We start from the raw sequence: 26338 nt of genomic DNA, 5'->3' as shown, positions 1-26338 counted from the left end.
CTGGGCCAGACCCTGCTCCGACAGGTACTTCGTGATCGCGCTGGTCAGGGTCGTCTTGCCGTGGTCCACGTGACCGATCGTCCCGATATTCACGTGAGGCTTCTTACGCTCAAATTTTGCTTTGGCCATGATGGTTTCTCCCAACTAACGATTAAGAAATATTTCTTTTATCATTTCCCGGTGAAGCTTGCCCTGAGTAAAATCGAAGGGACGCTGATCCTGTAAATTGGTTTCGAGAATTTCAGTATTTTTCGTGGGAAGGTATTTTATGATCTTTCTTTAGCTCCGCTCTTAGCCATTATCTCTTCGGATATCGAGCGGGGTACCTCTTCGTAATGATGGAACTGCATGGTGTAGATGGCCCGGCCCTGGGTCAGGGACCTTAAGCGGGTGGCGTATCCGAACATCTCGGACAGGGGAACCATCGAGGCTATCACCTGGGCGTCCTTGCGCTTTACCAGTCCCAGTATCTTGCCCCGGCGGGAGTTGATGTCGCCTATCACTTCTCCCATGTAGAGTTCCGGGACCACCACCTCCACGCTCATCACCGGCTCCATGATCACCGAGCCGGCCTTGCGCAGGGCTTCGTTGACCGCCAGCGATCCGGCGGCCTTGAAGGCGATGTCCGAAGAGTCCACTTCGTGATAAGAGCCGTCGACTAAGCTGACCTTGACGTCCACCACCGGATACCCGGCCAGGATCCCTGCCGCCAGCGCCTCTTTGACCCCCTTTTCCACCGAGCTGATGTATTCCTTGGGAATGGAACCGCCGACTGTATCGTTGGTGAATTCAAAACCCAGGCCCGGCTGCTGCGGCTCCAGTACGATTTCCACATGTCCGTACTGTCCCCGGCCGCCGCTCTGGCGGATGAACTTTCCCTCGGCCTTGGCTGCTTTGCGGACCGTCTCGCGGTAGCTGACCTGGGGCTTGCCCACGTTGGCCTGGACCGAGAATTCCCTCATCATCCGGTCCACGATGATCTCCAGGTGGAGTTCGCCCATGCCGGAGATGATTGTCTGTCCTGTTTCTTCGTCGGTCTTGACCTTGAAAGTGGGGTCTTCTTCTGATAATTTCGAAAGAGCGTTGCCTAATTTATCTTCATCGGCCTTGGACTTGGGCTCCAGGGCCACCGAGATCACCGGATCTGGAAAGTTCATGGCCTCCAGGATTATGGGGCTTTTCTTCTCGCACAGGGTGTGGCCGGTCTTGCTGTCCTTTAAGCCCACCACGGCCGCGATGTCCCCGGCCGAAAGCTTTTCCACGTCCTCCCGTTTGTTGGCATGCATCAAAAGCAGCCGGCTGACCCGTTCATGTTTGGTGATGTTGCTGTTGTATACTGCCTGCCCTGCTTCGATGGTGCCGGAATAGATGCGGACATATGATATTTTTCCCACATAGGGATCGGTTGCTATCTTGAATACCAGCGCCGCCAAAGGCTCTTCCGGGTCGTCGTGACGGTCTTCATGCTGGCCGGTGTCGGGATTCAAACCGGAGATCGGGGGCAGGTCGGGGGGGGCCGGCAGGTAATCCACTATTGCATCCAGCAGCGGCTGCACTCCCTTGTTCTTGAATGACGAACCGCAAAGCACCGGGAAGATCTTGATGTCCAGTGTTCCCCGGCGGATGGCCTTCATCAGCAATTGTTCCGGGATGGGCTGGCCGTCCACGTATAAATTGAGAGCCTCTTCATCATACTCGGCCACCTGTTCCACCAGGAAATTATGGGCGGCCTGGGCCTGGGCCTGATATTCTTCGGGGATGGGGCTTAATTTGGGATCTTCGTTCTCGCCGCCGTCGTAGATCACCGCTTTCATCTTGACCAGGTCCACCGCGCCCTGGAAGGTATCGCCGCTGCCGATGGGCATCTGGATGGGCACCGCCTTGGCGGCCAGCCGCTCCCGCATCATCTCCACCGCGTCGTCAAAGTCCGATCCCACCCGGTCCATTTTGTTGATGAAGGCGATCCGGGGTATATGGTAGCGGTCGGCCTGGCGCCAGACCGTTTCCGATTGCGGTTCCACGCCGCCTACCGCGCAGAACAGGGCCACGGCCCCGTCCAATATCCTTAAAGAGCGTTCCACTTCCACCGTAAAGTCCACGTGGCCCGGAGTGTCGATGATGTTGATCCGGTGTCCGTTCCAGGCGCAGGTGGTGGCGGCCGAGGTAATGGTGATGCCGCGTTCCTTTTCCTGTTCCATCCAGTCCATGGTGGCGGCGCCGTCGTGAACCTCGCCGATCCGGTGCACCTTGCCGGTGTAAAACAGGATCCTCTCGGTGGTGGTGGTCTTGCCGGCATCGATATGGGCCATGATGCCGATGTTTCTGGTCTTATTTAACAAAGAAGCCTGGGTCATTTGCGTTCCAACTTTACTTTCTGCTTGTTAACCGTCCGCCATCCCTTCGGCCAACGCCCAAAGGAAGGCGGCTGGCTGAAAGTCATTTTCTTTCGTCGGGAACTGCAAATGGCGTCAGGTTTCTCATTATACAAATCTTAACTTTTAAAAAGTCAAAAATCTTTTTGTTTTAGTCCGGACCGGGCCTTGAGGACTTAGAAAAACCAGGGGATGATTTTTAGAACCGGAAGTGGCTGAAGGCCTTGTTGGCCTCGGCCATCTTGTGGGTGTCTTCCTTCTTTTTGACGGCCCCGCCCTCGTTCTTGTTGGCCGACATGATCTCCCCGGCCAAACGGTCGCGCATGGTCTTCTCGGAGCGGGCCTTGGCCGCGATGATCATCCAGCGGATGGCCAGGGCGGTGCGCCGCTCGGGCTTGACCTCGATGGGCACCTGGTAGGTGGCGCCGCCCACCCGGCGGGGCTTGACCTCCAGCACCGGCTTGATGTTGTTCAGGGACTGCTTGAAGACCTCGATCCCCGGCATTTTCAGCTTCTGCTCCACGATCTCGATGGCCTGGTAGAAGATCTTCTCGGCCACGCTTTTCTTCCCGCTCTTCATGATGTTGTTAATGAAGATGGTGACCATGGGATCATGGTACTTGGGATCCGGCAGGACCTCGCGCTTGATGACTCTTTTTCTTCTTGGCATTTTATATCAGTTCCCGTTTTTCAGATTGTTTGTTGGGGCAATTCATGAATTGCCCTTACCTTTTCCGCGATTCAGTGACTGGGTCCGGTTACTTTTTGAGGGCGGGCTTGGCTCCGGCCTTGATCCGCTTGGTGCCGTACAGCGAGCGGCTCTTCTTGCGGCCCTCCACCCCGGAGGTGTCCAGGGTGCCGCGCACGATGTGGTAGCGCACGCCGGGCAGGTCCTTGACGCGGCCGCCCCGCACCATGACGATGGAGTGCTCCTGCAGGTTGTGGCCCTCGCCCGGGATGTAGGCCAGGATCTCGAATCCGTGGGTCAAACGCACCTTGGCCACCTTGCGCAAAGCCGAGTTGGGCTTCTTGGGGGTGGTGGTGTAAACACGAAGACACACGCCCTTGCGCTGGGGACACGAACTAAGGGCCGGGGCCTTGGTCTTCTTGCGCTTGATATTGCGCCCGGAACGGATCAGTTGGCTGATGGTTGGCATTAATTCTCCTTGCCCTAAAGATAATTTTTAAAGACAAAAATATCCTTATCCTGTTTTCATCGCCGCGACGAAAACGGAAATTGTTTTGTCAAAAATTTTTGTAATCGATTGGAATCCCAATTATATAATATTTACAGTATAAAAGTCAAGATGCTTTAACAATTATTTTGATAAATCTTTGGGATGGAAAAATAGTTCTTGTCAAAGTGAAAAACAGGGCTGTTTTTGAGGTTTTAGGGAAATATATTTTCTATTGGAGCCGGAAGATATAACTAAAAACATCACACATATAGGGCCCACATATCTTTGACGCACAAGATATGGAGCAAAAAGACAAGACGGAGCTTTGCAAGCAGCCCCGTCTCGTTTAACTGATGTTTCAGTCGTCCTAAGGCGTTCCCGTTCAGCTGGCCTTTAATGAATATACTGTGGCTCCATTTTTTATTAAGACACCTATTAATAGTTTCTATCAACCAGGCCGATGATCAACCCGCTGTCGAATATCGATAACTCACCCCGGTCAAACAAAAACGGCTCCACATCCTTTTTGGCACTGGTCAGGTTGTAACCCTTGATCTTATCCTTCAAATATTGCTTGAAATTGCCCTCGTCTATATTTGGAGATTTCCCTTCGGTCTGCTTGATGGCGTTGTTAAGCACCTGAAAATCGGGCCTGATCTTTCGACCCAGGTACCAAGCCAGATCATAAAAATCCCGGCCTTTAAGATAGGGGCGGTAAAAACAGGCGTGTAGCTTGGTGGCAAACATGGAGGGCATGGTGAAATTGGCTATGGAAAAAGTGAACTCCCGGCTAATCAAAGATGTTTCCACCTGCCCGCCTTTCGGTGGATTCATGTCGACCTCCAGTTTAATGGACAGTTTCTGGTTCTTCAATGGCGAAAGGCTTAAGGACTGCAGCAGACCGGGATATTTGATCCAGCCCCCGGCCACCGTTTTTTCCCGTCCGATCTTGATCTCCACCGGCAGCCCCCAACCCTTAGTCTGCCCGGCCACCCGTTCCATCATGTCCGCCGGGTCAAATCCGTTCTTTTTGATTACGGAAAAATCCAGATCCTCTGAAAACCGGTTCAGGCCGTACAGAAGCCGTAATGCGGTCCCGCCCTGAAAGGCGATCTGCCGGTAATACCCCAGATCTCCGATGATCTTTAGGGTCATCACCTGTAGGAACTCCCGGGCCCGGTGGACCTTCAGTTCCGGCCGGGTTTCCCGGTCCAGCTCTTTTCGCAGCAATTCGATCATGCCTGCCTCATATATTTAATGAATGCGGCGGCAGCGGCGACTACTTTTTGGTCCCCGTAACTGGCGGCCATTGCCGCTAGTTTTTTGGGGTTGACCACCGCTGTGTTTTGGAAACGGTATGATCCTAAAAACAGCTCGCGGTAATTTTTACCATCCAGGGGCAATGAGCTTTTATGGAAATAGAAGAAATCCAGCAGGGCTTTCTCCGGCCCGGCCATCAGTACCGTATAACCGTTCTCATCCTTGATGGCTTCAAAGCCCCAGAACAAGTTTTGGGCCAGATGCCGGTAGCGGAAATCGCCCCAACGGTTCCGGAAGATCTTGGTCTTGCGGGTGGTGACCGAGGTGATCTGGGCCACGGCCTCGGGAATCAGGCCGTAATGACCCAGGGCATACTCCAGCGACAGGTAGGACGGGGGATACAGCTGGTTGGCCAGGTACAGGGCCGAGGGGGTTACGGTCCGGTCCTGGTCCGATAGCAGGTAAAACCCGCGCCTCAGCCGGATCAGCCAGCCCCTTTTTTGCCATTGGGAGAGCTGGTTCTTAAAGGCTTGGGGAGAGTTACCGGGCAGCAGCATTTGCTCCGTTGGAATCAGCGGCAGCCGGCGGTAGCGTTTTTTGAATTCGGAGAATAGCATTTCCAATAATAATGTATTTATGTTATTATTGGAAATAGTATAGCAAAACTGATGGGAATTGTCAAGGAGGTGGTTTGTTATAATACTAAACCGGGGCTTTGCAAACAAAGCCCCGGTTTGCTATATACTGGAGTTGGTCTTCAACAACCTCAAACAATCACTCAAAATTGCAGCCTAAACTATAAAAAGTATAGCCAATTTTATTATCTTGACAACCGGAGTTATAAAATATCCTCTAAAGTTAAATCCAGTGAAGAATATTTAATACTAATAGAAAAGACAGTTTCCCCTTCAACCTCTTCGACGGATGAAATTGATGCTTCATTGCTGTCTATTTTAACACCAAATAACATATTAACCTCTTCAAGGCTTTTATCTTTATTATCAACATTAAACAAAGTAACGTTTTTAAATTGAACTTTCGTTTTTAAGAAATCGTTAGACTTGTATTTCACTTTTATAAAACCAAAATAATTACTTTTATACTTATCAATTGTTCTTCTTTTTACGATAAACTCAACAATAGAATCATTTTCACTATATTTTATGCTATCTATAAGAATTTTGCCTTTGCCTGTCTGAGAAGCGATTTCTTTAAAAACGTTACCTGTAAAATCTTTTCCGTTTAGTTTTATATACATACTAATTCCTCCATTATGGATTTAAACAATAAAAGGTTAAACCAGTTAAAATGTGATTAACAAGTTAATTGTGTAAAATGAAATAGTAACTTTGTCGAGTTGTTAAATAACCATTCATTTTTTATTTCGAAAACCAAACCCTGATTGTTGGATAAACATATAGATGAAACCATGCACACATAGGCCCGGTAGAACCAATAGCGATGTGCACACCATACTTAACATGGTTACCTATATGGATAATATTTTCTTTACCAGCAAGCTCTAAACCTGCATGCCAAGCAGGCCCTCCTTTAGAAAATACTTCCACAACAGGTCTAGCTCCGACAAATGCAGCAGCAGTTACTAAAGCAAATATTGGGCACTCAGTTAATGAAGCTGGGATGGCGGCCCCGCTTTGTAAATTTAACTTCCTCTCTTCATGATCATATGGTGGTGGTGTTCCATTTCCATCATCAGTTTTCTTTACCTTACCACCTACTACACGACTAGTATTAGCAGTACTGGTACCAGCTCTAGTAGAACCAGCCGGGGCAGAACCTGATTCGTTTTCTCGTCCCGGTTTTCCATCAAAACGAGGCAATTCTTCTGCCACACCAGGCGTCATCCCTGTAACCGCCGCCGCTTTGCTTGCTTTGGCATCAGCTATTGCTTTATTCCCAGCTGCCGCAAAACCAAGGGCGCGGCTACAAGCCCACTGCGCATCTGAGAAGAGCACACCTTGAGCATTAGAAATTACCGAATAGGAATAAACAGTTGCAAACCCCACGGTGTTGTCATCATAAAGTGCCTTCACGACATAACACCCATAAGCTACATTATAGTCTCCTCCCCCCCTTTGATAGTCCCTTCCATCATAATCAATAAACGGCTGGGCCTGCATTCCGGTCGGATCAGTATAGCCCACCGGATTATTGTTGCAATAGGCATAAGGCGAACCGGGCTGGATGATGGGATCGGGCGAAGTGAACCTTCCGGTATTTACATCATAATACCTGGCCCCGTAGTTATACAACCCAGTGCTTGCATCAATCTGCTTGCCGTTGAACCTGTAATTTGTCAGGTTTGTTCCCAAGTAGTCCCCGCCAAAAGCGTAGTAATACCGGCGGGCAGCCATAACACCGCTGGTGTTGGTCATCAGCGTCATGCTGCCCAGATGGTCGTTGTGGCAGTAATACAGGGTGCTGCCCTGTCTCTCCGCCACCTTTTGGCCGCCCCAATAGTACTGCTTGTTGGTGATTACACCGGTCGAATTGAGTTCGCACAGCACCTGGCCCGATTCATTGTAAAGGTAATACGTTGTGGTAACGATGACGCCTTTGGTTTCCGGCTGGACCGGGGTGGCAAAAATCATCCCTGACTCCTCGCCTTCGGAGGCGTTCTCGTCTTTGATGTTCACTGCACCCTTGATAACCAGATTCGCTTTGGCTTTGGCCTTGGCCCCTGCTACAGCCGAAAGGCCGAGCTGTTTGGGATTTCCCAGCATTGCCAGCGGTACGGTGATCCTAATGACATCGTCTGCCGCCTGGACCTCCATACCTGCCGCGCCGGCCTCGCCCCGGTTCCTCTGCAGAAGGTTCTTTTCGTAATACCCGAAGTCGTCCAAACCCTTGATGACCAGGCAGTATTCCCAGGCCCCGGCCGCATCCAGCCCGGTCCGTCCGGCGTCGGGGATGAACAGGTTGCCGGAGCTTAAGGTCTGGTCCGTGTCAACGGCCAGGTACAGGGGCTGGCCCACAGAAACATCGCCTTTGTTGAATTCCACCACCAGGTTTCCGTTCTTTATTAGTGCCGTTGCCATGGCATCGATCGGCCCGTTATAAATTGGCAACCCACTACTCTTGCTGCCGTCATTGGTGGTGGCTACCTTCTTCACCATCAAGCCCCCGCTGTTGTAAGTATAATCTATCGAATTCGATCCATTGACAAACCTGGCGAAACGATTCTCGCTATTGTATATGTAACTCAATGGTCCCCGGCCGGTTAAATTACCATTGTTGTCATAGGTACAAACTGTAGTACCGCCGTCAGAGGAATAAAGTCTATTGGTACCGGTATAATACGAATAGGTTGGGTTATTCGGGGCTGTACGGTTGCCCACCGCATCATAGCTGTAAAGCTTTTCGTATTTAAGGGCTCCCGTGCTGATCACGGTACACTTATCCTGGATAAGCCTGTACAGGTTATCATAGCCATACGAGAACCGGTATCTGGAACCCTCCGGTAGACTTGTGGTGATGTAATCTTTTTGGTAAATGTTACCTGCGTTATCATACTGGTAATGCAGGTAATTACTGTACCCCAGGTTCCCAGACGGACCAACTTTAATATCCGTTATCCACAAACGGTCCGGGTTATAATCATAGTCCGTAATGAGGTTGTTGCCATAGGTTGCCTGATCCAATTGCGAGATACCGGTATAGGTCGCACCGGTAACGTAATTGCTGGCACCGATGGCGCTGGTGGGCCGACCCCAATAATCATAGCTATAGTTCACTACCTCGCCATCCGGATACTCCAAACTGGCTAATTGTCCGTCAGGATGATATGTTCTCTCTATGGTAAGTCCATTGGCCAATCCGGCAAGCAGGTGGGTTTCGCTGGTCAGTTGCCCTTTACTGTTGTACACAAACGATGCCGTTCCGGAAGGATCGGTGATGCTGGCCAGCCGGCCGATCCCGTTGGCGCCGGTATCGTAGGTATAGGTAGTAGTGCCATCGTTGCTTGTTTTTGTCTCAATCCGGTCCAGTGCATCATAAGTACAGGTGGTGGTTACCCCGCGGCCGTCGGTCTGGGTAAGAAGGTTGCCCACCTTGTCGTAGGTGTAAGACCAGGTGCCCCGGTCCGGGTCGATTGACATGATCTTTCTTTTAAAACTGTCATAATATAACTGGACGGTCCTGTCCAATGGATCGGTAATGATTTCCAGGTTGCCCAGCAGATCGTAGTCAAAAGAAGCCTTTATAGTCCAATTACCGTTGGTATAAGCCTCGGTTTTAATCACCTGGCCATAGGCATCAGAGAAGGAACGGGTATTGTTGTTGTTTTCATCCGTAACCTGAGTAACGAATGATAGACCGTTATCTGAATAGTGGCTGTATTGCTTAAATGTCCCATCTGCCTTGGTTACCTTGGTGGTACGGCCCAGTTTATCATAATCGGTTGTAACGAACTTTACCCCAGGCGTACTGGTGGTATAATTATACGTCGTAACGTAGGGATCCTGGGAGAAGGGCAGGGAGCTCTTCCACGACCTGCCGGCAATGTCGTATAGGGAGACCGACCTGATGGCCTTGTTGGTGCCCCCGACGCAAGTGCTGCCTTGCTGTACCTGCAAGGTTCTTCCCAAACCGTCGAAATGTTTGATAGTCCAATATGTCGACAGGCTGGAACTGGTTTCAGAGAATTTAAGCCTCTCAACCGTGTTCTGCGTTCCAACGGTTCCAAATGAATTGTATTCGAATGATTTTGTCGGTTTATCCTCACTGTCGCCCGGCCCCCAGACTTTTACCGTACGGCCGTACCAATCGTACACATAATTGGTTTTCTCGTCACCGGCTATTTGATTGGGCGTTTGGTAGTACTTCACCTGTCCGAACAGCCCTTTATCCTGTGACTCGCCGTTTACGCCATAATAGGCCGTTGAATCCCGGTGGCCTTTGGCGTTGACCGTGCTGGTTAAAAAACAACCGGTGGGATCATAGTTGAAGGTCGCTGAATGGCCCATGGCATCGGTGGTTGTCACAACGTTACCCAGCTGGTCGTAGGTAAAATGATCGACTATGTTGAGCCACCTTTGGTCGGGGTCCGCCGTTTCAGAATCGTAATACTCCAGCCTTTTCAGCAAGCCCTTGGTCGGTGATGTCTTCCACGGCGCCCCATCTATGCTGGTGCCGTCATACATAAACCGCTTGCCGGACAGAATAGTGGTGCCCGCTTCGTCGCTGCTAACGATCGTCTCGTACGGCTTGTTCAACACCCAGACGCTGAAATTATAGGCATAACGGTTTATCACATACACCTCGTCTCCGGTAACGTTTGTATTACCCAGCGATCTCTCCAAAGTTATGTTGCCATAATCATCATACTCGTACTCCGAGGCGGTGTTGATGTTCCCCTGATCGCAAACAAGGGAATTAACCGTACGGTTAATGTATGGGAATTTTACCCCGCTGCCAAAATCATGCACTGCCCAGGTATCCGTTATTTCGGACATAAGGGTGCTGCCGTCGTAATGCTTGGCGGAATACTGACGGCCATTCAACCATTCATCGTTGATATAATAATAGGTTTCCATCACCGTGTTGTCCGGTTTCGTTTCCCGGACCTGGTTAAACCCAATGAACTGCTTTTTTGCCTGGTCGTATCCAGCACCGACATAACTATAGGACGACGTATAGGTGTGAACGCCGCCGTCGTTTTGGGTGATACCGTCCTTTACGGTCACGCTGTTAACCATGGAAAGGGTCATCGGGCAATATGCATCTGCCAAATGGTTTTGATAGGTGACTTCTACGGTGGCGCGGATCGGCGTGGTGACTTTTTTAAGCAGGTCTACGGCCTCGGTGTTATGGACCCGGATGTCCCATGCCCCCCCGTTATAATCGCCATTCCACCCCGCTATGTCGGTCTTCCCATCACCGTCAAAGTCGCCGGACAGCATAATGTCGGTATTACCACCGGCAAAGGTCAGCAGTTGGCTAGTCCCAAACGAGAGGTAGTCAATAAAAGAATTGTATTGAGTACGTGGAGTAAGTATCTGCCATGGGTTTGTGGCGTTTGTTGCCGGTGACCAATAAAGCATTCCTAATTTACCAACGCCCGTGAAATCGCCATACATGGTTCCACTGGTAAATGATGGCCCGTTGCTGGCCCAGGTGAAAGAATCAAATCCTAAACCTGTGCCGGCGTTTACACTTGTCGCCCAGCCCACGGCGCCGATAGTGCATTTGTCGGTCCAACCGTCGCAGTTGATATCCGCCCATACGGTATTAATGGGCGAACCATCATAGCCAGCAAATGTGAATGTGCCGTCCCCGTTACTTGTGTACTTTTCCCATTGATTAAGACCGTAGTTGTGCCCAATAAGATCGGCCTTTCCGTCAAAATTGTAATCGGCCAGATGTGCTTGTCCGTTATTTATATCTACAAATTGAAAGCCCGTACCACAATCGATAAAGCCACCATAACGGTCTGATTTCATCGTTTTTATTTTCGATACTACAGAAAAATACCAAATGCAAACATCCTGTGTTTTATCGCCGTCCACATCGCCAACAATCATTTTGGGGGTACAATATCCCGGAGATGACCACGATTTAGCAGTCTGGGGGGTAAAATTACCCTGCCCATTCCCCAAATAAGCCCGCAACGTATAAACCGTGTTGGGAGATGAATATTGCCATTCAAGATCAATAATATCATCCAGGCCGTCTTCATTGGCATCAAAGACCGCAAATTTATTGCTGGCAGGATTGCGGGTGAATTGCCAATTGTTGGCAATTTGGTTGAATTGACCGATGTCCGGATCTGTATATTCGAATGTAGTGGCTGGATAATGCGGATAGTGTACACTCCCTATTTTATCCTCATATACAACCACAGTTACTGACTGCAATAATGCTCGACTTGTTTTAGGACTTGCGCCGTAGACCAAATTGTACTGTCTCTGAATCAAACCTTTGGCTTTCACCTGGATATATGATAGCCTATCTTTTGAGCCAACCCATTGAGATCCGTCTGTGACTTCTGCAAAACCGGTAATATAGTATGGGGTAAAAAAAGTATAATCGCCATTACCCAAGACCTGGCTCCGAAAGAACTCCACACTGCAGTTATTAGCATCTGGCACATTGTCATTGTAGGTATAATCAATTCTGGACAGATATATTTCATTTCCCGGGGTTCTATTCCAGGTGGACCCAACCCAATATGGGCTGTTTTTAGCATACTGCAACGTCATGTAATTGCCATGAATGTCCTGAACTTTATCCAGCATCCACTTGTACACTTGGCTGCCTGCGTAGCCTGAACGTGGCACAAAGCGCGAAAGATTATTTGATCCGAATAACATCCTGGTACCGGATTTGTCATACGCTCCCCAGTACTTATTTGTATAATCAAAAAAATCAAATACCCAAAAATTTCCTTCGATTTTAGCTCTAAAACAATATACCCATCCGTTTTCATCCTCCCATGAACCTACGCGCACCAGTTCCTGGGATACGCCATTGGCCGTGTAATAAAACTTATCTGTCGTGGTCGCCATGGTCCCATCGTATTTGGGCGGTTTGTTGTCAGCGCCTTGCCGCACTATATACCCAAGGTTCAGGTCCCAACCATTACCGCACCAGGTGGTCGGTCCATTGCTGTTATAGACCAGGTTTATCCTTGGCTCCATGCCGTTGCGCCCGGGCGCCACTTCGATGGGATAGGTAAAATTCGAAGTGCCTGTGAATTTGTCGACGCTGAAACCTGTGATTAAGTCCTTTATGCTTGAAGAACCTGCGCTGCCGGAAGAACTGCCTTGAATCGCATCGAATCCGACTGGGGTAGTACCTCCACCAGATGATTCCGTTTGTTTGGTTCCAGCATCGTTTACGGCCGTTTCTGCACTGCCTTCACCAGCACTTGAAGTTGCTGTGGTACTGCCTTCTGTGTTTCCCTCATCAGCCTTCCCCACCACGTCCTTCATTTCGTTCTCATCCAACACCTGCACCCTGCCGGAATTCTCCACCATCGCCAGCCGGGCGGCATCGGCCCGCTGCTGTGAATACTGGGCAGCCTGGATGGTAGGGGCAATGCTCAAGAACACCATCAAGAAACACATGAACGAACTCATGGCTTTAAAGCTCGTGGTCTTAGGGCTGTACGAAAGGCTGAACTTGGCTTGCATAGAACCTCTCTCTTTTGGTATTTTATTGATTTGGTTTTATTCAGAATAATACATGACCCACATTACCAGGGCGAGGCACGCCTTGCCACTACCAGGGATTTTCAGGGAATATTGCTGTTTAATTTATTTTGCAATTCTTTTCCGGGATACAAGGCCAATACCTGGCCGCCCCACATTTTTAAAAAATCCTGCCGCTTTACAAAATCCCTTTTACCCTGGTCATCTATCAGCACCGAGTCCTCGCCCACCCACAACAGCGTGGCAAAGTGATTATTATTGACAAACACCAGCGATGGCATCGGCAGTTTGCTTAAGCCCGGGAATCCGGTCTTTAACCCCACCGTCTCAAAACCCAGCAGTTTGGCGGTATTGGCCAGGTCGTACATAGTGGTGCCGTTGATATTGGTGTTGGAAAGCTTGGCCAGGCTGTCCCAGGGCACTTCTAGGCGGTAATAGCGTATGATTCCGGATAAGGCCTTTGGCCCGCAGTTCACCCCTATATTATTGGCATTTGTAGGTTCATGTTTTTTGAAAAGCCCATGAATTCTGGCAAACCAAAGCAAACCAACAATACCAATTATCAAACATATTGAAAAAAAGAGTGGTTTTTTCATAATATCACAAAAAAGCCCCCATCTGCTTTTATGCAAAGCAAATGTGGGTTTTCAGTATTTATAAATCCTGCGTAATCCAAACGTGTCATTGTACAAATATTTATAATTATTTGATTGAAGTCAATATACCAAAATATGCCGTTAAATGTCAAGTACTTTTAAATGTATTTTATTGCTTATATATTAATTTGTTGGACTAAACAAACACAAACCCCGCCGCACTTCGACCATGCTTAGTGTCCGGCGGGGGTTGCTCAAACCAAAAGACATATTTTTCTGCGGGCGGTTCCTGCGGTTGCTCCTCCAAATATCTTGAAGTTGCGGCATTTTTTAACTGTCGATAAATTGTCGACGGTTCAAATCCGTCATCTTTTCACCCGGAGTTTAAGCTTGAACCAATAATCCCTGGGTTTACGCTCTCGGTCAAGGCATCAATAACATCTACCACCGAAAACCACCATTCCTTTTGGAATATGGTTTTCGGACCTGCTTACCCTTAAATATCGCAACATTTGGGTTTCCCATGGATTCATCTCCGGTAACTTGATCTGTATCGCCGTTAATTTATTTTTGAACAATCCGAAATTCCCGGATAGTTGCATCTTCTGACAACTCTCCTTTTGTTTTGCCATATAATATACATCCACTCAATTTACCATATATTTATAAGAATACACCAGTCAGACTATCAAATGCAAGTAAAAAAGAAGTTAGCTGCCGGAAGAAAAAGACCGAACCCGGGAAGATTGAATCCTGATTGCTCCGGCTTAATAAACAAAGGCCCTTTCAGCTTGTTTGAAAGGGCCTTTTGTGGGTTGGTTTTTATTTCTCTGCCGGCTGTTCCTGGGGTTGCTCCTCCTCGATCTTGAAATTGCGGTAGCGCCGGATCCCGGTCCCGGCCGGGATCAGCCGTCCCACTATCACGTTCTCCTTCAATCCCAGCAGCGGGTCCGATTTTCCCTGGACCGCGGCTTCGGTCAGGACCCTGGTGGTCTCCTGGAAGGAGGCCGCCGAGACCCAGCTGGAAGTGGAAAGGGCCGACTTGGTGATGCCCATCAGCAGCGATTCGAAAGTGGCCGGACGGCCGCCCTCGTGCAGCACCCGTTCGTTCTCCTCGCGCACCGAAGCCTTGTCCACCTGATCGCCTTCGATGTAGATGGTGTCGCCCGGATCCTGGACCCGCACCTTCTGCAGCATCTGGCGCACTATCACCTCGATGTGCTTGTCGTTGATGGCCACGCCGTTCAGCCGGTAGACCTCCTGGATCTCGTTGACCAGATAGACCTGGACCGCCGCCGTGCCCCGGATCCGCAAAATGTCGTGGGGATTGATGGAACCCTCCGTTATCTTTTCCCCGGCCTTGACCTTGTCTCCGTCCCGAACGTAGAGGTGCTTGTTGAGCGGAATCAGGTAGGCCCTTTCCTCGCCGTTCTCGTTGCGAACCAGCACCGTGCGCTGGCCCTTGGCAATCTCGCCCAGCTTGATCCGGCCATCGATCTCGGAGACCACCGATGGATCGGCCGGCTTCCGGGCTTCGAACAGCTCGGCTACCCGGGGCAGACCGGCGGTGATGTCGCGGGTCTTGGATATCTCGCGCGAGGTCTTGGCCAGGAACTCGCCGGCCGTTATCACCTGACCGTTCTGGGCCATGATCCGGGCCCCGATGGGAATGGGATAGCTGGATAGGCTCTTGCCCCGTTTATCTGTGATGTTGATGTGGGGATACAGGTTCTTGTTCTTGTCCTTGCTCTCTATCACCACCGGCCGGCGCATCCCGGTTATTTCGTCGAACTCCTCGGAGATGGTGACGTCGGGGATCATGTCGGCGAACTGGATGGTGCCGGAGTGTTCGGCCAGGATGACGGCGGTGTGGGGATCCCACTCGAACAAGGTGTCGCCGGGGGCCACCTTGGCCTGATCGACGGTCTTAAGCACCGAGGCGTAAGGCACGCTGTAGCGGGTCTTGATTCCGGCCTTCTCTCCGTGAAGGATGATCTCGCCGTCGCGGTTGATGACCACCACCTCGCCCGTTTCCTTGGCTATGGTCTCCAGCGCCTTGAACTCCAGGGTTCCCGGGATCTTGGCCGAGACCTTGGACTGGGCCGCGATCCGGGCCGCCGTGCCGCCGATGTGGAAGGTGCGCAGGGTCAGCTGGGTGCCCGGCTCGCCGATGGACTGGGCGGCCATCACTCCGGTGGCCTCGCCCATGTCCACTATCCGGCCGGTGGCCAGGTTGCGCCCGTAGCACTTGCGGCACAGGCCGCGCTTGGCCTCGCAGGTCAGCACCGAACGGATCCGGATATTCTCGATGCCGGCCTCGGACAATTCCTCGGCCGCATCCTCGGTGATCTCCTCGCCCGATGAGACTATCATCTCGCCGGTGATGGGGTTGATCACGTCCTCCATGGCCACCCGCCCCAGCACCCGGTCCCTGAGCGACTCGATGATCTCCTCGCCTTCCTTGAGGGCGCCCCGGTCCTCGCCCATGATGGTGCCGCAGTCCTCTTCGGTGATGATGATGTCTTGGGCCACATCCACCAGCCTTCTGGTGAGGTATCCGGCCTCGGATGTCTTGAGGGCGGTGTCGGCCAATCCCTTGCGGGCGCCGTGGGTGGAGATGAAGTACTCCACGATGGTCAGGCCTTCCCGCAGGTTGTTGATGATGGGGGTCTCGATGATCTCCTGTCCGGTCAGGCGCTTCTGGGGCTTGGACATCAGTCCCCTCATCCCGCCCAGCTGGCGCACCTGTTCCCGGCTGCCCCGGGCCCCGGAATCCAGCATCATGAACACCGGATTGAATCCCTGGCGGTCGTCGGCCAGTCGCTTGATCAGGGCCTCGGTTACCTGGTTGTTGACGTGGGTCCAGGTGTCGATCACTTTGTTGTAGCGCTCGGTGTCGGTGATCACTCCCTTGCGGTACTGGCCCAGGATCTTCTCGGTGGCCTCGATCCCCTTCTTGACCAGTCCCTCCTTCTCGGCCGGCACGATCACGTCGTAAAGGCTGATGGTCACTCCGGCCTGGGTGGCGTAGGTGAAGCCCATCTTCTTGACCTCATCCATGAACATGGCGGTCTTGAAGTTGCCCAGCTTGCGGAACGACTGCATGGCCATCTTGTCGATGGCCTTCTTGTCCAGGGTATCGTTGACGTATCCCAGTTCCGGGGGAACTATCTGGTTGAAGATCACCCGGCCGGCTGTGGTCTCTATCTTGCGGTCGTTGACCTTGATCTGGATCTTGGCGTGCAGGGCCAGCATTCCGTTCTCGTAGGCCAGCATCACCTCGTTCTGATCGGTAAAGGCCTTGCCCTCGCCCTTGACCCCGGCCCGGGGCTTGGTCAGGTAATAACAGCCGATGACGATGTCCTGCCGGGGTGTGATCACCGGGCGGCCCGAGGCCGGCGACAGCACGTTGTTGGTGGAGAGCATCAGGGTGGCGGCCTCGATCTGGGCCTCGTAGGAAAGGGGCCCGTGGACCGCCATCTGGTCGCCGTCGAAGTCGGCGTTGAAGGCCTCGCAGACCAGGGGGTGGATCCGGATGGCCTTGCCCTCGATCAGCACCGGCTCAAAGGCCTGGATGCCCAGGCGGTGCAGGGTGGGGGCCCGGTTCAGCAGCACCGGATGCTCCTTGACTATCTCTTCCAGGATTTCCCAGACCCCTGGCTTTTCCTTTTCCACCAGGCGCTTGGCGCTCTTGACGCTCTGGACGTAGCCCTTTTCCTCCAGCTTTTTCAGGATGAAGGGCTTGAACAGTTCCAGCGCCATGCTCTTGGGAAGGCCGCACTGGTAGGGTTTCAGCTCGGGGCCGACCACGATCACCGAGCGGCCGGAATAGTCCACCCGCTTGCCCAGCAGGTTCTGGCGGAACCGTCCCTGCTTGCCGCGCAGGATCTCGGACAGGCTCTTCAGCTCGCGGTTGCCCCGGCCCTTCAGGGCCCGGGAGCGGCGTCCGTTGTCGAACAGGGCGTCCACCGCCTCCTGCAGCATCCGCTTTTCGTTGCGCAGGATGATCTCCGGGGCCCGCATGTCAATGATCTTCTTCAGCCGGTTGTTGCGGGTGATGACCCGGCGGTAGAGGTCATTCAGATCAGAAGTCGCGAAGCGCCCTCCTTCCAGCGGCACCAAAGGACGCAGGTCCGGCGGGATCACCGGGATGGCCGAAAGGATCATCCACTCCGGACGGTTGCCCGACTTGCGAAAGGCCTCCACGATCCGGAGCCGTTTCAAGACGTTCTTCTTGACCTCGGCCGAAACCTCGAGCCTTAAGCGGGAGCGCAGCTCGGCCGACAGATCGTCGATGTTGATCTCCTTGAGCAGTTCCCGGATGGCCTCGGCGCCCATCTGGGCGATGAAATCCTTGCCGTATTCCTCCTCGGCCTTGATGCACTGATCCTCGTTGATCAGCTCCTTCTTCTTGAATCCCGAAGAGCCGGGCTCGATTACGATGTAGCTTTCGTAGTACAGCACCCGTTCCAGGTCCCGGATGGAGACGTCCAAAAGCTGCCCGATCCGCGAGGGCAGGGATTTGAAATACCAGATGTGGGCCACCGGCACCGCCAGGTCTATGTGCCCCATCCGTTCCCGGCGCACCCGGGACAGGGTGACCTCCACCCCGCAGCGGTCGCAGATCACGCCCTTGAAGCGGATCTTTTTATACTTGCCGCAGTTGCACTCCCAGTCCTTGGTGGGTCCGAATATCTTCTCGCAGAACAGGCCGTCCCGTTCCGGCTTAAAGGTGCGGTAGTTGATGGTCTCGGGCTTGGTCACCTCGCCCAGCGACCAGCCGTGTATTATCTCCGGCGAGGCCAGCTTCAGCTTGATGAAGTCGAAATCGGTGGCCCTGACCTCCATCTCTCCGGTATTGGCAGTTCTTTCGGGGGTCATCGCTTAGTCCTCCTTATACAATTGAACGTCCAGGCACAGGCCCCTCAGTTCGTTTACCAGCACCTCAAAGCAGGCCGGGGTGCCGGGCTCGGGCAGGTTGTCTCCCTTGACGATGGCCTCGTAGACCCTCTGTCTTCCCTGGACATCGTCGGACTTGACGGTCAGTATCTCCTGCAGGGTGTAGGCCGCCCCGTATGATTCCAGGGCCCAGACCTCCATTTCCCCGAAACGCTGGCCGCCGAAATGGGCCTTGCCTCCCAGGGGCTGCTGGGTGATAAGGGAATAGGGCCCGATTGACCGGGCGTGGATCTTGTCGTCCACCAGGTGGGATAGCTTTAGCATGTACATCACGCCCACCGTCACCGGCTCGTCGAACGGCTGGCCGCTCCGGCCGTCATAGAGGGTGACCTTGCCGTGCTCGGGCAGGCCGGCCAGTTTCATCTCGGACTGGATCTCTGCGATATTGGCCCCGTCGAAGATGGGAGTGGCCACTTTAAAGCCCAGCAGTTGGGCGGCCCATCCCAGATGGGTCTCCAGCACCTGCCCCAGGTTCATGCGTGAAGGCACGCCCAGCGGGTTCAGGATCATGTCCAGGGGACGGCCGTCGGCCAGATAAGGCATGTCCTCCTCAGGCACGATCCTGGCCAGCACGCCCTTGTTGCCGTGCCGTCCGGCCAGCTTGTCGCCCACCATCAGCTTGCGCTTACGGGAGACGAAGACCTTGACCAGCTTGATGACGTCGGCCGGCAGCTCGTCGCCCCGCTCCACTTTTTCCTTTTCGATCTGCAGTTCATACTGCACAGCTTCGATGGCCTTGCGGGCCGAATCCATCAGCTTGACGGCCTTGGCTCCCAAAGCAGGATCTTCGCAGATCTGGGCCAGGTCCTCCAGAGGGGTCCTTTCAAATTTTATTTCGTCCAGCACCGCTTCCGACAGGCGCTGCCCCTTGCGGGCCAGCAGTTTTTCCCCGTCCTTCAGGGTCTGGTTGCAGGTCTGGTCCAGCAGCAGTTCCCGGATCCGGCGGTCGCGCTCGTTCTTGATCCGCTCGGAACGCTTCCGGGCCTCCTTCTGCATCTCTTCAATCTTGCGTTTTTCCTCCTGGCTGCTCCTGCGGTCCTGGCTCTTGCGGGAGAAGACCTTGACGTCGCAGACTATTCCGTCCATGCCCGGAGGGGCCTTGAGCGAGGTGTCCTTAAAGTCCCCGGCCTTGTCGCCGAAGATGGCCCTAAGCAGTTTTTCCTCGGGGGTGGGTTCGGTCTCGCCCTTGGGGGTCACCTTGCCCACCAGGATGTCGCCGGCTTCCACCCGGGCGCCGATGCGGATGATGCCGTTATCGTCCAGGTCCTTCACCGCCTCCTCGCCCACGTTGGGTATCTCCCGGGTCACCTCTTCCGGCCCACGTTTGGTGTCCCGGACGAAGCATTCGAAATTCTCGATGTGGACAGAGGTGAACTTGTCGTCCTGAACCATCTTGTCAGAGATGATGATGGCGTCCTCGAAATTGAAACCCGACCAGGGCAAAAAGCCCACCAGACAGTTGATGCCCAAAGCCAGCTCGCCCCCCTCGGTGGATGAGCCGTCGGCTATCACCTCGCCCTTCCTGACGGCCTCTCCCTCGCGGACGATGGGCTTATGATTAAGGCAGGTGTCCTGGTTGGAACGGCGGAACTTGGTGAGGTGGTAGACGTCGTACTGGCTGTCCTTGAGAAAATCCACCTCGGCGATGTCGGTCTTGGCCGGTCGGATGAAGACGCAGTCGGCGGTGACCTTTTCCACCACCCCGTCCCGCTTACAGAGCACCATGGTCCCGGAGTCAACCGCCGCCTTGCCCTCCAGCCCGGTGCCCACCACCGGCGACTGGGGCTTAAGCAGGGGAACCGCCTGGCACTGCATGTTGGAGCCCATCAGGGCCCGGTTGGCGTCGTCATGCTCCAGGAAGGGGATCAGGGCGGCCGAAAGGCTCACCAGCTGCTGGGGCGAAACGTCCATATAATGGACCTCGCCTGCTTTGGCCCGGGGAAAGGTCTCGCGGTAGCGGCTCAGGGCCTGTTCTCCCAGGATCTTTCCGCCGTCGTCCACCGGGGTGTTGGCCTGGGCGATGGTGTACTGGTCCTCCTCGTTGGCCGAAAGGTAATCCACCTCTCCGGTCAGCTTGCCGTTCTTAAGTTTGCGGTAGGGCGTTTCCAGAAAGCCCAGCTCGTTCACCCGGGCAAAGCAGGCCAGGGATGCGATCAGCCCGATGTTTGGTCCTTCCGGGGTCTCGATGGGGCACATCCGGCCGTAGTGGGTGTAATGCACGTCGCGGACCTCGAACCCGGCCCGTTCCCGGGTCAGGCCGCCCGGCCCCAGCGCCGAAAGGCGCCGCTTGTGCCGCAGCTCGGCCAGCGGGTTGGGCTGGTCCAGGAATTGGGACAGCTGGGAGGAGCTGAAGAAACTGTTGACGGTGGAGGAGATGATGCGGGAGTTGACCAGGTCCTGGGGGGTGATCGAACCCTGTCCGTCCCACATGGCCATCCGCTCCCGGGTCATCCGGGCCATCCGGGAGAGCGCGGCCGAAAACTGGTTGGAGACCAGTTCGCCGACCCTCAATATCCGGCGGTTGCCCAGATGATCGATGTCATCCACTTCGCCCTGGTTCATTCTTAAAGAAAGCAGATAGCGGACCACTTCCACAAAATCCTTGGGACAAAGTACATTGGCTGAAGATATCTCCTGGCCCAGCCTTTTGTTCAGTTGGTAGCGGCCTACCTTTTTCAGGTCATAGCGTTTGCGGTCAAAGAACATTTTTTCGATCACCGCCTTGGAGAGCTCTGGGTTGATGGCATCCCCGGGGTGAAGGATGTTGTATATTTTGGAGAGGGCGTCCTCCTTGGACCCCTTGTTGTTGTCGGCCAGCATGGTGCGGGGGATGATGGCCGGGTCCTTGACCGGGTCGATGGCCACCACTTCCACCTTTTCCACCTTGGACAGCTTTAGTGTGGCCAGGATCTCGGGGGTTATCTTGTGCCCGGCCTCGGCCAGCACTTCGCCGGTCTTGGGGGCGCTGACGTCGCTGAAAAGATAGCGGTCCAGGGCCTGCTTTTCCCCGGACAGGGAGATGGTCTCCGGCTGGTGGTAAAGTGAAAGCAAGGCCTTGTTGGTGGCAAAGCCCACCGCCCTCAGCAGCAAAGTAGCATGAAACTTGCGGTGCTTGTCGATGGAGACCCATAGCAGATCGTTGGGATCCAGGGTCAGCTTAAGCCAGGAGCCTCGGTAGGGTATGATCTCGGCGGTGTAGATCCTCTTTCCCGAAGGATGGCTTTTTTCGGCAAAGAAGGCTCCCGGGGAGCGGTGCAGCTGGCTGACCACCACCCGCTCGGCCCCATTGATGACGAAGGTGCCTGTCTCGGTCATCAGCGGCACTTCGCCCAGGAATACCTCCTTTTCCACCACTTCCTTGGGCTTGCCCTTGGGATCGCTGGGATCCTTGAGCGAAAGCCTGAGGATGGACTTCAGCGGGGCGGCATAGGTCATGTCGCGGTCGTGGCATTCGGAGATGGAATAGCGGGGCTTGCCCAGGCCGTAGGAGATGAAGTCCATCGCCATCCGGTTCTGGGCGTCCTCGATGGGGAATATCTCGTTGAACACCGCCTGCAGCCCCTCGTTCTTGCGCTTTTCCGGAGCCTGATGCTCCTGCAAAAAGTCCTTGTAGGAATTGAGCTGCATATCAAGCATGTTGGGCAGCTGAATTCCCGACTTTATTTTGGAATAATCTTTTCTTTTGACCGGTTTCAAAATAACCTCCTTGATTAAAGGGGTGTCTGGTAATTATTCAGCCACAAAAGGCACACATACCGTTATAACGTTACTACGTAATAACGTTAAACGTGTTCCTTATTTGTGTATTATGTGCTTTATGTGGCTAATCCTGGGTAACGGCGCTGCGTTAATGTCAGGTCTGGGTCAGCCCGGAGGGCGGGCAAAAAAAGCAGGTGGCCGCTGCATTTGTCTGATGGTTAAAGCAATGCACGGCCGCCAAAAAAGCAGCGTTTGACGGAGCCTTTAAATGTTTCCGCAGCACCGCAGCCGCAGATGGCCCCCTCAAACGCCGTTCAATATTTATATCTTTCCTGCGGCAACCACTGCCGCAAAAAGTTTGGCTTTGTTTTACCGGATGTTATTAAGGATGCAGGTTTTTACTTGAGTTCTACCACGGCTCCGGCCGCTTCCAGGGTGGCCTTGATCTTCTGGGCCTCATCCTTGGTAACGCCCTCTTTGACCGGCTTGGGGGCGCCTTCCACCAGGTCCTTGGCTTCCTTCAGTCCCAGGTTGGTGATCCCGCGGACTTCCTTGATCACCTGGATTTTCTTGTCTCCGCCGTAGACCAGCACCACATCAAAAGAGGTCTTCTCTTCGGCCGGAGCGGCGGCGGCTCCGCCGGCTGCGGCTGCGGCCACCGGGGCGGCGGCCTTGACGCCGAATTTTTCTTCCAGGGACTTGACCAGTTCAGCCAGCTCCAGCACTGTCATCTGCTCGATGGCTTCCATTACGACTTGTTTCTTGTCCGACATTTCCTTTTGCTCCTTTATTTGCTCTTTGATTTATTTTCGGTTTGATTGTTTTTAAAGAATTGGCTTTCAGGACTGGGCTTCCTTTTGCTTGGCTATGGCGTCCACCGTGCCCACAATTTTCTGCAGCACCCCGCCCAGAACCCCGACAAACGAGGAAATGGGCGCCTGGAGTCCGGCCAGCACCATGGACAGAAGCACTTCCCGGGAAGGCAGCAGGGCCAGCTGTTTGACCTCGCTGGGGTTGACTACCTTGCCGTCGATCAGTCCGATCTTGACCGTGGGCTTGTTGCCCTCCTTGGCAAATTCGGTCAGGATCTTGGCCGGAATGATGGCGTCTTTAAGTCCGAAGGCCAGCCCGGTGGGGCCGGTCAGGTAATCGGCCAGCATTTCGTAGCCTGCGTTCTTGGCGGCCAGTTTGGCCAGTGTATTCTTGGCCACCCGGTATTCCACCGACGCTTCCCGCAGTTTTTTACGCAGTTCGGTGGCCTGGGGAACATTCAGACCAGTAAAGTCGGTAAGATAGACCGATTTGGCGGTATTCATTTTCTCGGTCAGTTCCAGGACCTTTTGTTCTTTATCTGTTTTTGGCATTTTTATTTATCTCACTTTCCTAAAGCCGACAGTTCGGTAAGGGCGACCTTGACCCCCGGGCTCATGGTGGAAGACAGGGAGATGCTTTTGATGTAAGTGCCCTTGAGCGATGACGGTCGGGCTTTGACCACCTCGGATAGCAGAGTATTGATGTTGTCCACCAGTTTGGGGTTGTCAAATGATTTTTTTCCCACCGCCACATGGAGGTTGGAATTCTTATCCACCCGGTATTCAATTTTTCCGGCCTTGGCTTCCTTGACCGCCTTGGTCAGATCGAAGGTCACGGTCCCGGTCTTGGGATTGGGCATCAGCCCCCGCACCCCCAGGATCTTGCCCAGCCGGCCCACTTGGCTCATCATGTCCGGAGTGGCTATGGCCACGTCGAATTCGGTCCAGCCCTCCGAGACCTTCTTGATCAGGTCGTCGCTGCCGGCGAAGTCGGCCCCGGCCGCGGTGGCTTCGGCCTCCTTTTCGCCCTTGGCAAAGACCAGCACCCTCATTTTCTTGCCGGTGCCGTGGGGCAGGATCACCGTGCCCCGCAGGTTCTGATCGGCCTTCTTGGGGTCCAGCTCCATTTTGATCGAGACCTCAAAAGCCTCGTCAAACTTGGCATAAGCCATCTGCTTTACCGCCTCCACCGCTTCGGCCACGGTGTAGGTCTTGTTCAGGTCTGTTTTCTGGGCTGCCAGATTGTACTTTTTCCCTCGGTCCATTTTCCTCCTTCCTGGTTCTAAGCGGCGCCCTTTTCTTGGGGCATGGGAATTTGCTATTTGTAAAACTTGTTAATCCTGACTATAGCTCCTGAATACCCCGATTTCCAATTTTTCAAATTCCCCATTAACCAAGGTGGTTCGCCTCCCAGCGTTATGTTTATATATGCCCTGTTTAGATGTGTCTATCCGGCTATATCGATGCCCATGCTGCGGGCGGTTCCTTTGACCAGCCTCATGGCGGCCTCCACCGAAGCGGCGTTCAGGTCCACCATTTTCTTCTGGGCGATGTCCCGGACCTGGGCTTCGGTGACCTTGCCCACCTTGTTGCGGTTGGGCACGCCGGAGCCTTTAGCCAGCCCGGCCGCCTTCTTCAGCAGCACCGCGGCCGGCGGGGTCTTTAGGATGAAGCTGAAGCTCCGGTCCTTGTAGATGGTGATCAGGCAGGGAATGATCAGCCCGTCCTGCCCCTGGGTGCGGGCATTGAACTGTTTGCAGAATTCCGGGATGTTGGCTCCGTGCTGGCCCAAGGCCGGTCCTACCGGGGGCGCAGGATTGGCCTGTCCGGCCGGGATCTGCAGTTTTACCAAGGCGGATACTATTTTTGCCATAAGGGTTTATCTCTCTTTTTTTTAATACTTGACGTCCGGGCAGAAGCAGTTCCTGTTTATATATGGAACGCCGGGGCGCCTGAAGATTTATATTTCGTTGATCTGAATGAAATCCAATTCCACCGGGGTGGTCCGGCCGAAGATGGTGACCATCACCTTTACCTTGCCATGCTGTTTGTCCACTTCGTTGATGATCCCGGTAAAGTTGGCAAATGGCCCGTCCACTATTTTTACCGAGTCGCCGGCATGAAAGGGAATGTCTGCCGGGCCCGCCACCTTGGTTCCGTCTATCCGGGCCAGCAGCCGGGCGGCCTCGGCGCTCCTCATGGCCTGCGGTTTGCGGCGCGATCCCAGGAAGCTGGTGACACCGGGGGTGGAGGATACCACGTTCCAGACATCGTCGGTCAGGTCCATCTCCACCATCAGATAGCTGGGATAAAGCTGCTTGGCGCTGGTTTTTCGCTTGCCGTGCTTGATCTCGGTTATCTCCTCGGTAGGTATAAGCACCCGGCCCAGCTTGTCCTGCAGTCCCAGCCTTTGGGCCGAAGACTCCAGTGCCGACTTTACCCGATTCTCGTGGCCGGAGTATGTATGTATTACGTACCAGCGCATGTTTAGTGCTTATGCCTTATTAATCATTAACCCAGGATCAGTGTGATCACCCGGGTAAGCCCCTGGTCCACCAGGGCAATGAAGACCGTGACCACCAGCGACACCACTATCACCACCATGGTGGACTGGGTAAGCTCCTCGCGGCTGGGCCAGCTGACCTTGGTAAATTCGGCCTTGGTGTCAATGAAAAACTGTAGTATTTTTTTGAACATCTCTGCTGCTCCTAAACCCGGTTGATCCGGGGTTTTAAAATGCCTGTGCCCTGCGTCTTAAGATATTGATTCCCTTTGTCCGGATCCCGGGTCTATCATTCTTTCAGTCCCCGGCTCCTGAAATTTTCTGTCAAAGTGGCAGGCCAGGAGGGACTTGAACCCCCAGCATCCGGTTTTGGAGACCGGCGCTCTACCAATTGGAGCTACTGGCCTATACCAAAATCTTTAAGGGAATTACTTGGTCTCCTTGTGGGCAGTATGCTTTTTGCAAAAACGGCAGTATTTCTTGAACTCGGCCCGGTCCGGATGCTTGCGCTTGTTCTTGGTGGTGGTGTAATTCCGGCGCTTGCAGGGCACACAGGCAATGGTGACAATTTCTCGCATTTTATAACCTATTTATTTTGTAGTTCCTATTTCCTATTTATCCATTTCCCATTTACCCGGGAGGGGTTCTTAGTCGGGCAGGATCTCGGTGACTGTTCCGGCGCCCACGGTCCGGCCGCCCTCGCGGATGGCGAACTTCAGGCCCTTCTCCATGGCGATCGGCGTCAGCAGCTCGCCCTCGATGGTCACGTTGTCGCCCGGCATGATCAT

General features: G+C 53.5%; 19 protein-coding genes and 1 tRNA gene. All 20 read right to left on the bottom strand.

What is annotated here, in order from left to right:
* A partial coding sequence (tuf, locus tag HZA73_02160) for an elongation factor Tu (GenBank protein ID MBI5804830.1) occupies window positions 1-129 on the bottom strand: 129 nt, incomplete at its 3' end.
* A gap of 137 nt (window positions 130-266) precedes the next feature.
* Window positions 267-2354 carry an elongation factor G gene (gene fusA, locus HZA73_02155; protein MBI5804829.1) on the bottom strand — a complete coding sequence of 696 codons (2088 nt, stop codon included), beginning with the start codon at window positions 2352-2354 and terminating at the stop codon, window positions 267-269.
* Between the two features lie 217 nt (window positions 2355-2571).
* Window positions 2572-3042, bottom strand: coding sequence for a 30S ribosomal protein S7 (gene rpsG, locus HZA73_02150; protein MBI5804828.1), 471 nt, complete (start codon window positions 3040-3042; stop codon window positions 2572-2574).
* Between the two features lie 88 nt (window positions 3043-3130).
* Window positions 3131-3529, bottom strand: a complete 399-nt coding sequence (locus tag HZA73_02145; GenBank protein MBI5804827.1) for a 30S ribosomal protein S12 — start codon at window positions 3527-3529, stop codon at window positions 3131-3133.
* A 456-nt stretch (window positions 3530-3985) separates the two neighbouring features.
* The gene (locus tag HZA73_02140) at window positions 3986-4789 is read right to left on the bottom strand and encodes a nucleotidyl transferase AbiEii/AbiGii toxin family protein (protein MBI5804826.1); all 804 of its coding nucleotides are present in this window, start codon (window positions 4787-4789) and stop codon (window positions 3986-3988) included.
* Window positions 4786-5427 carry a type IV toxin-antitoxin system AbiEi family antitoxin domain-containing protein gene (locus HZA73_02135; GenBank protein ID MBI5804825.1) on the bottom strand — a complete coding sequence of 214 codons (642 nt, stop codon included), beginning with the start codon at window positions 5425-5427 and terminating at the stop codon, window positions 4786-4788. The genes HZA73_02140 and HZA73_02135 overlap by 4 nt, the downstream gene beginning before the upstream one ends.
* A 221-nt stretch (window positions 5428-5648) precedes the next feature.
* Window positions 5649-6068, bottom strand: coding sequence for a hypothetical protein (locus HZA73_02130; protein MBI5804824.1), 420 nt, complete (start codon window positions 6066-6068; stop codon window positions 5649-5651).
* 121 nt (window positions 6069-6189) lie between these two features.
* On the bottom strand, window positions 6190-12963 hold the full coding sequence (locus HZA73_02125; protein ID MBI5804823.1) for a VCBS repeat-containing protein: 6774 nt from the start codon (window positions 12961-12963) through the stop codon (window positions 6190-6192).
* A gap of 101 nt (window positions 12964-13064) precedes the next feature.
* Window positions 13065-13457, bottom strand: coding sequence for a hypothetical protein (locus tag HZA73_02120; protein ID MBI5804822.1), 393 nt, complete (start codon window positions 13455-13457; stop codon window positions 13065-13067).
* Between the two features lie 942 nt (window positions 13458-14399).
* Window positions 14400-18425: a DNA-directed RNA polymerase subunit beta' gene (rpoC, locus tag HZA73_02115; protein MBI5804821.1), complete on the bottom strand. Its 4026-nt coding sequence runs from the start codon at window positions 18423-18425 to the stop codon at window positions 14400-14402.
* A 36-nt stretch (window positions 18426-18461) separates the two neighbouring features.
* Window positions 18462-22247, bottom strand: a complete 3786-nt coding sequence (gene rpoB, locus HZA73_02110; protein MBI5804820.1) for a DNA-directed RNA polymerase subunit beta — start codon at window positions 22245-22247, stop codon at window positions 18462-18464.
* Between the two features lie 386 nt (window positions 22248-22633).
* Window positions 22634-23008: a 50S ribosomal protein L7/L12 gene (gene rplL / locus HZA73_02105; protein ID MBI5804819.1), complete on the bottom strand. Its 375-nt coding sequence runs from the start codon at window positions 23006-23008 to the stop codon at window positions 22634-22636.
* 66 nt (window positions 23009-23074) lie between these two features.
* Window positions 23075-23599: a 50S ribosomal protein L10 gene (locus HZA73_02100; protein MBI5804818.1), complete on the bottom strand. Its 525-nt coding sequence runs from the start codon at window positions 23597-23599 to the stop codon at window positions 23075-23077.
* 11 nt (window positions 23600-23610) lie between these two features.
* A complete protein-coding gene (locus tag HZA73_02095) occupies window positions 23611-24312 on the bottom strand; it encodes a 50S ribosomal protein L1 (protein MBI5804817.1) in 702 nt (233 codons plus the stop codon).
* Between the two features lie 182 nt (window positions 24313-24494).
* A complete protein-coding gene (gene rplK, locus HZA73_02090) occupies window positions 24495-24920 on the bottom strand; it encodes a 50S ribosomal protein L11 (GenBank protein ID MBI5804816.1) in 426 nt (141 codons plus the stop codon).
* 87 nt (window positions 24921-25007) lie between these two features.
* Window positions 25008-25532: a transcription termination/antitermination factor NusG gene (nusG, locus tag HZA73_02085; protein ID MBI5804815.1), complete on the bottom strand. Its 525-nt coding sequence runs from the start codon at window positions 25530-25532 to the stop codon at window positions 25008-25010.
* A 26-nt stretch (window positions 25533-25558) separates the two neighbouring features.
* Window positions 25559-25744, bottom strand: coding sequence for a preprotein translocase subunit SecE (gene secE / locus HZA73_02080; GenBank protein MBI5804814.1), 186 nt, complete (start codon window positions 25742-25744; stop codon window positions 25559-25561).
* 136 nt (window positions 25745-25880) lie between these two features.
* Window positions 25881-25957: transfer RNA gene (locus HZA73_02075), tRNA-Trp, on the bottom strand.
* A gap of 21 nt (window positions 25958-25978) precedes the next feature.
* Window positions 25979-26128: a 50S ribosomal protein L33 gene (gene rpmG, locus HZA73_02070; GenBank protein MBI5804813.1), complete on the bottom strand. Its 150-nt coding sequence runs from the start codon at window positions 26126-26128 to the stop codon at window positions 25979-25981.
* A gap of 69 nt (window positions 26129-26197) precedes the next feature.
* A partial coding sequence (gene tuf / locus HZA73_02065; protein ID MBI5804812.1) for an elongation factor Tu occupies window positions 26198-26338 on the bottom strand: 141 nt, incomplete at its 5' end.

The organism is candidate division TA06 bacterium (genome assembly GCA_016235665.1).
Taxonomy (GTDB): Bacteria; Edwardsbacteria; AC1; order AC1; family EtOH8; genus UBA5202.
This window is presented reverse-complemented; position numbering and strand designations above follow the sequence as displayed.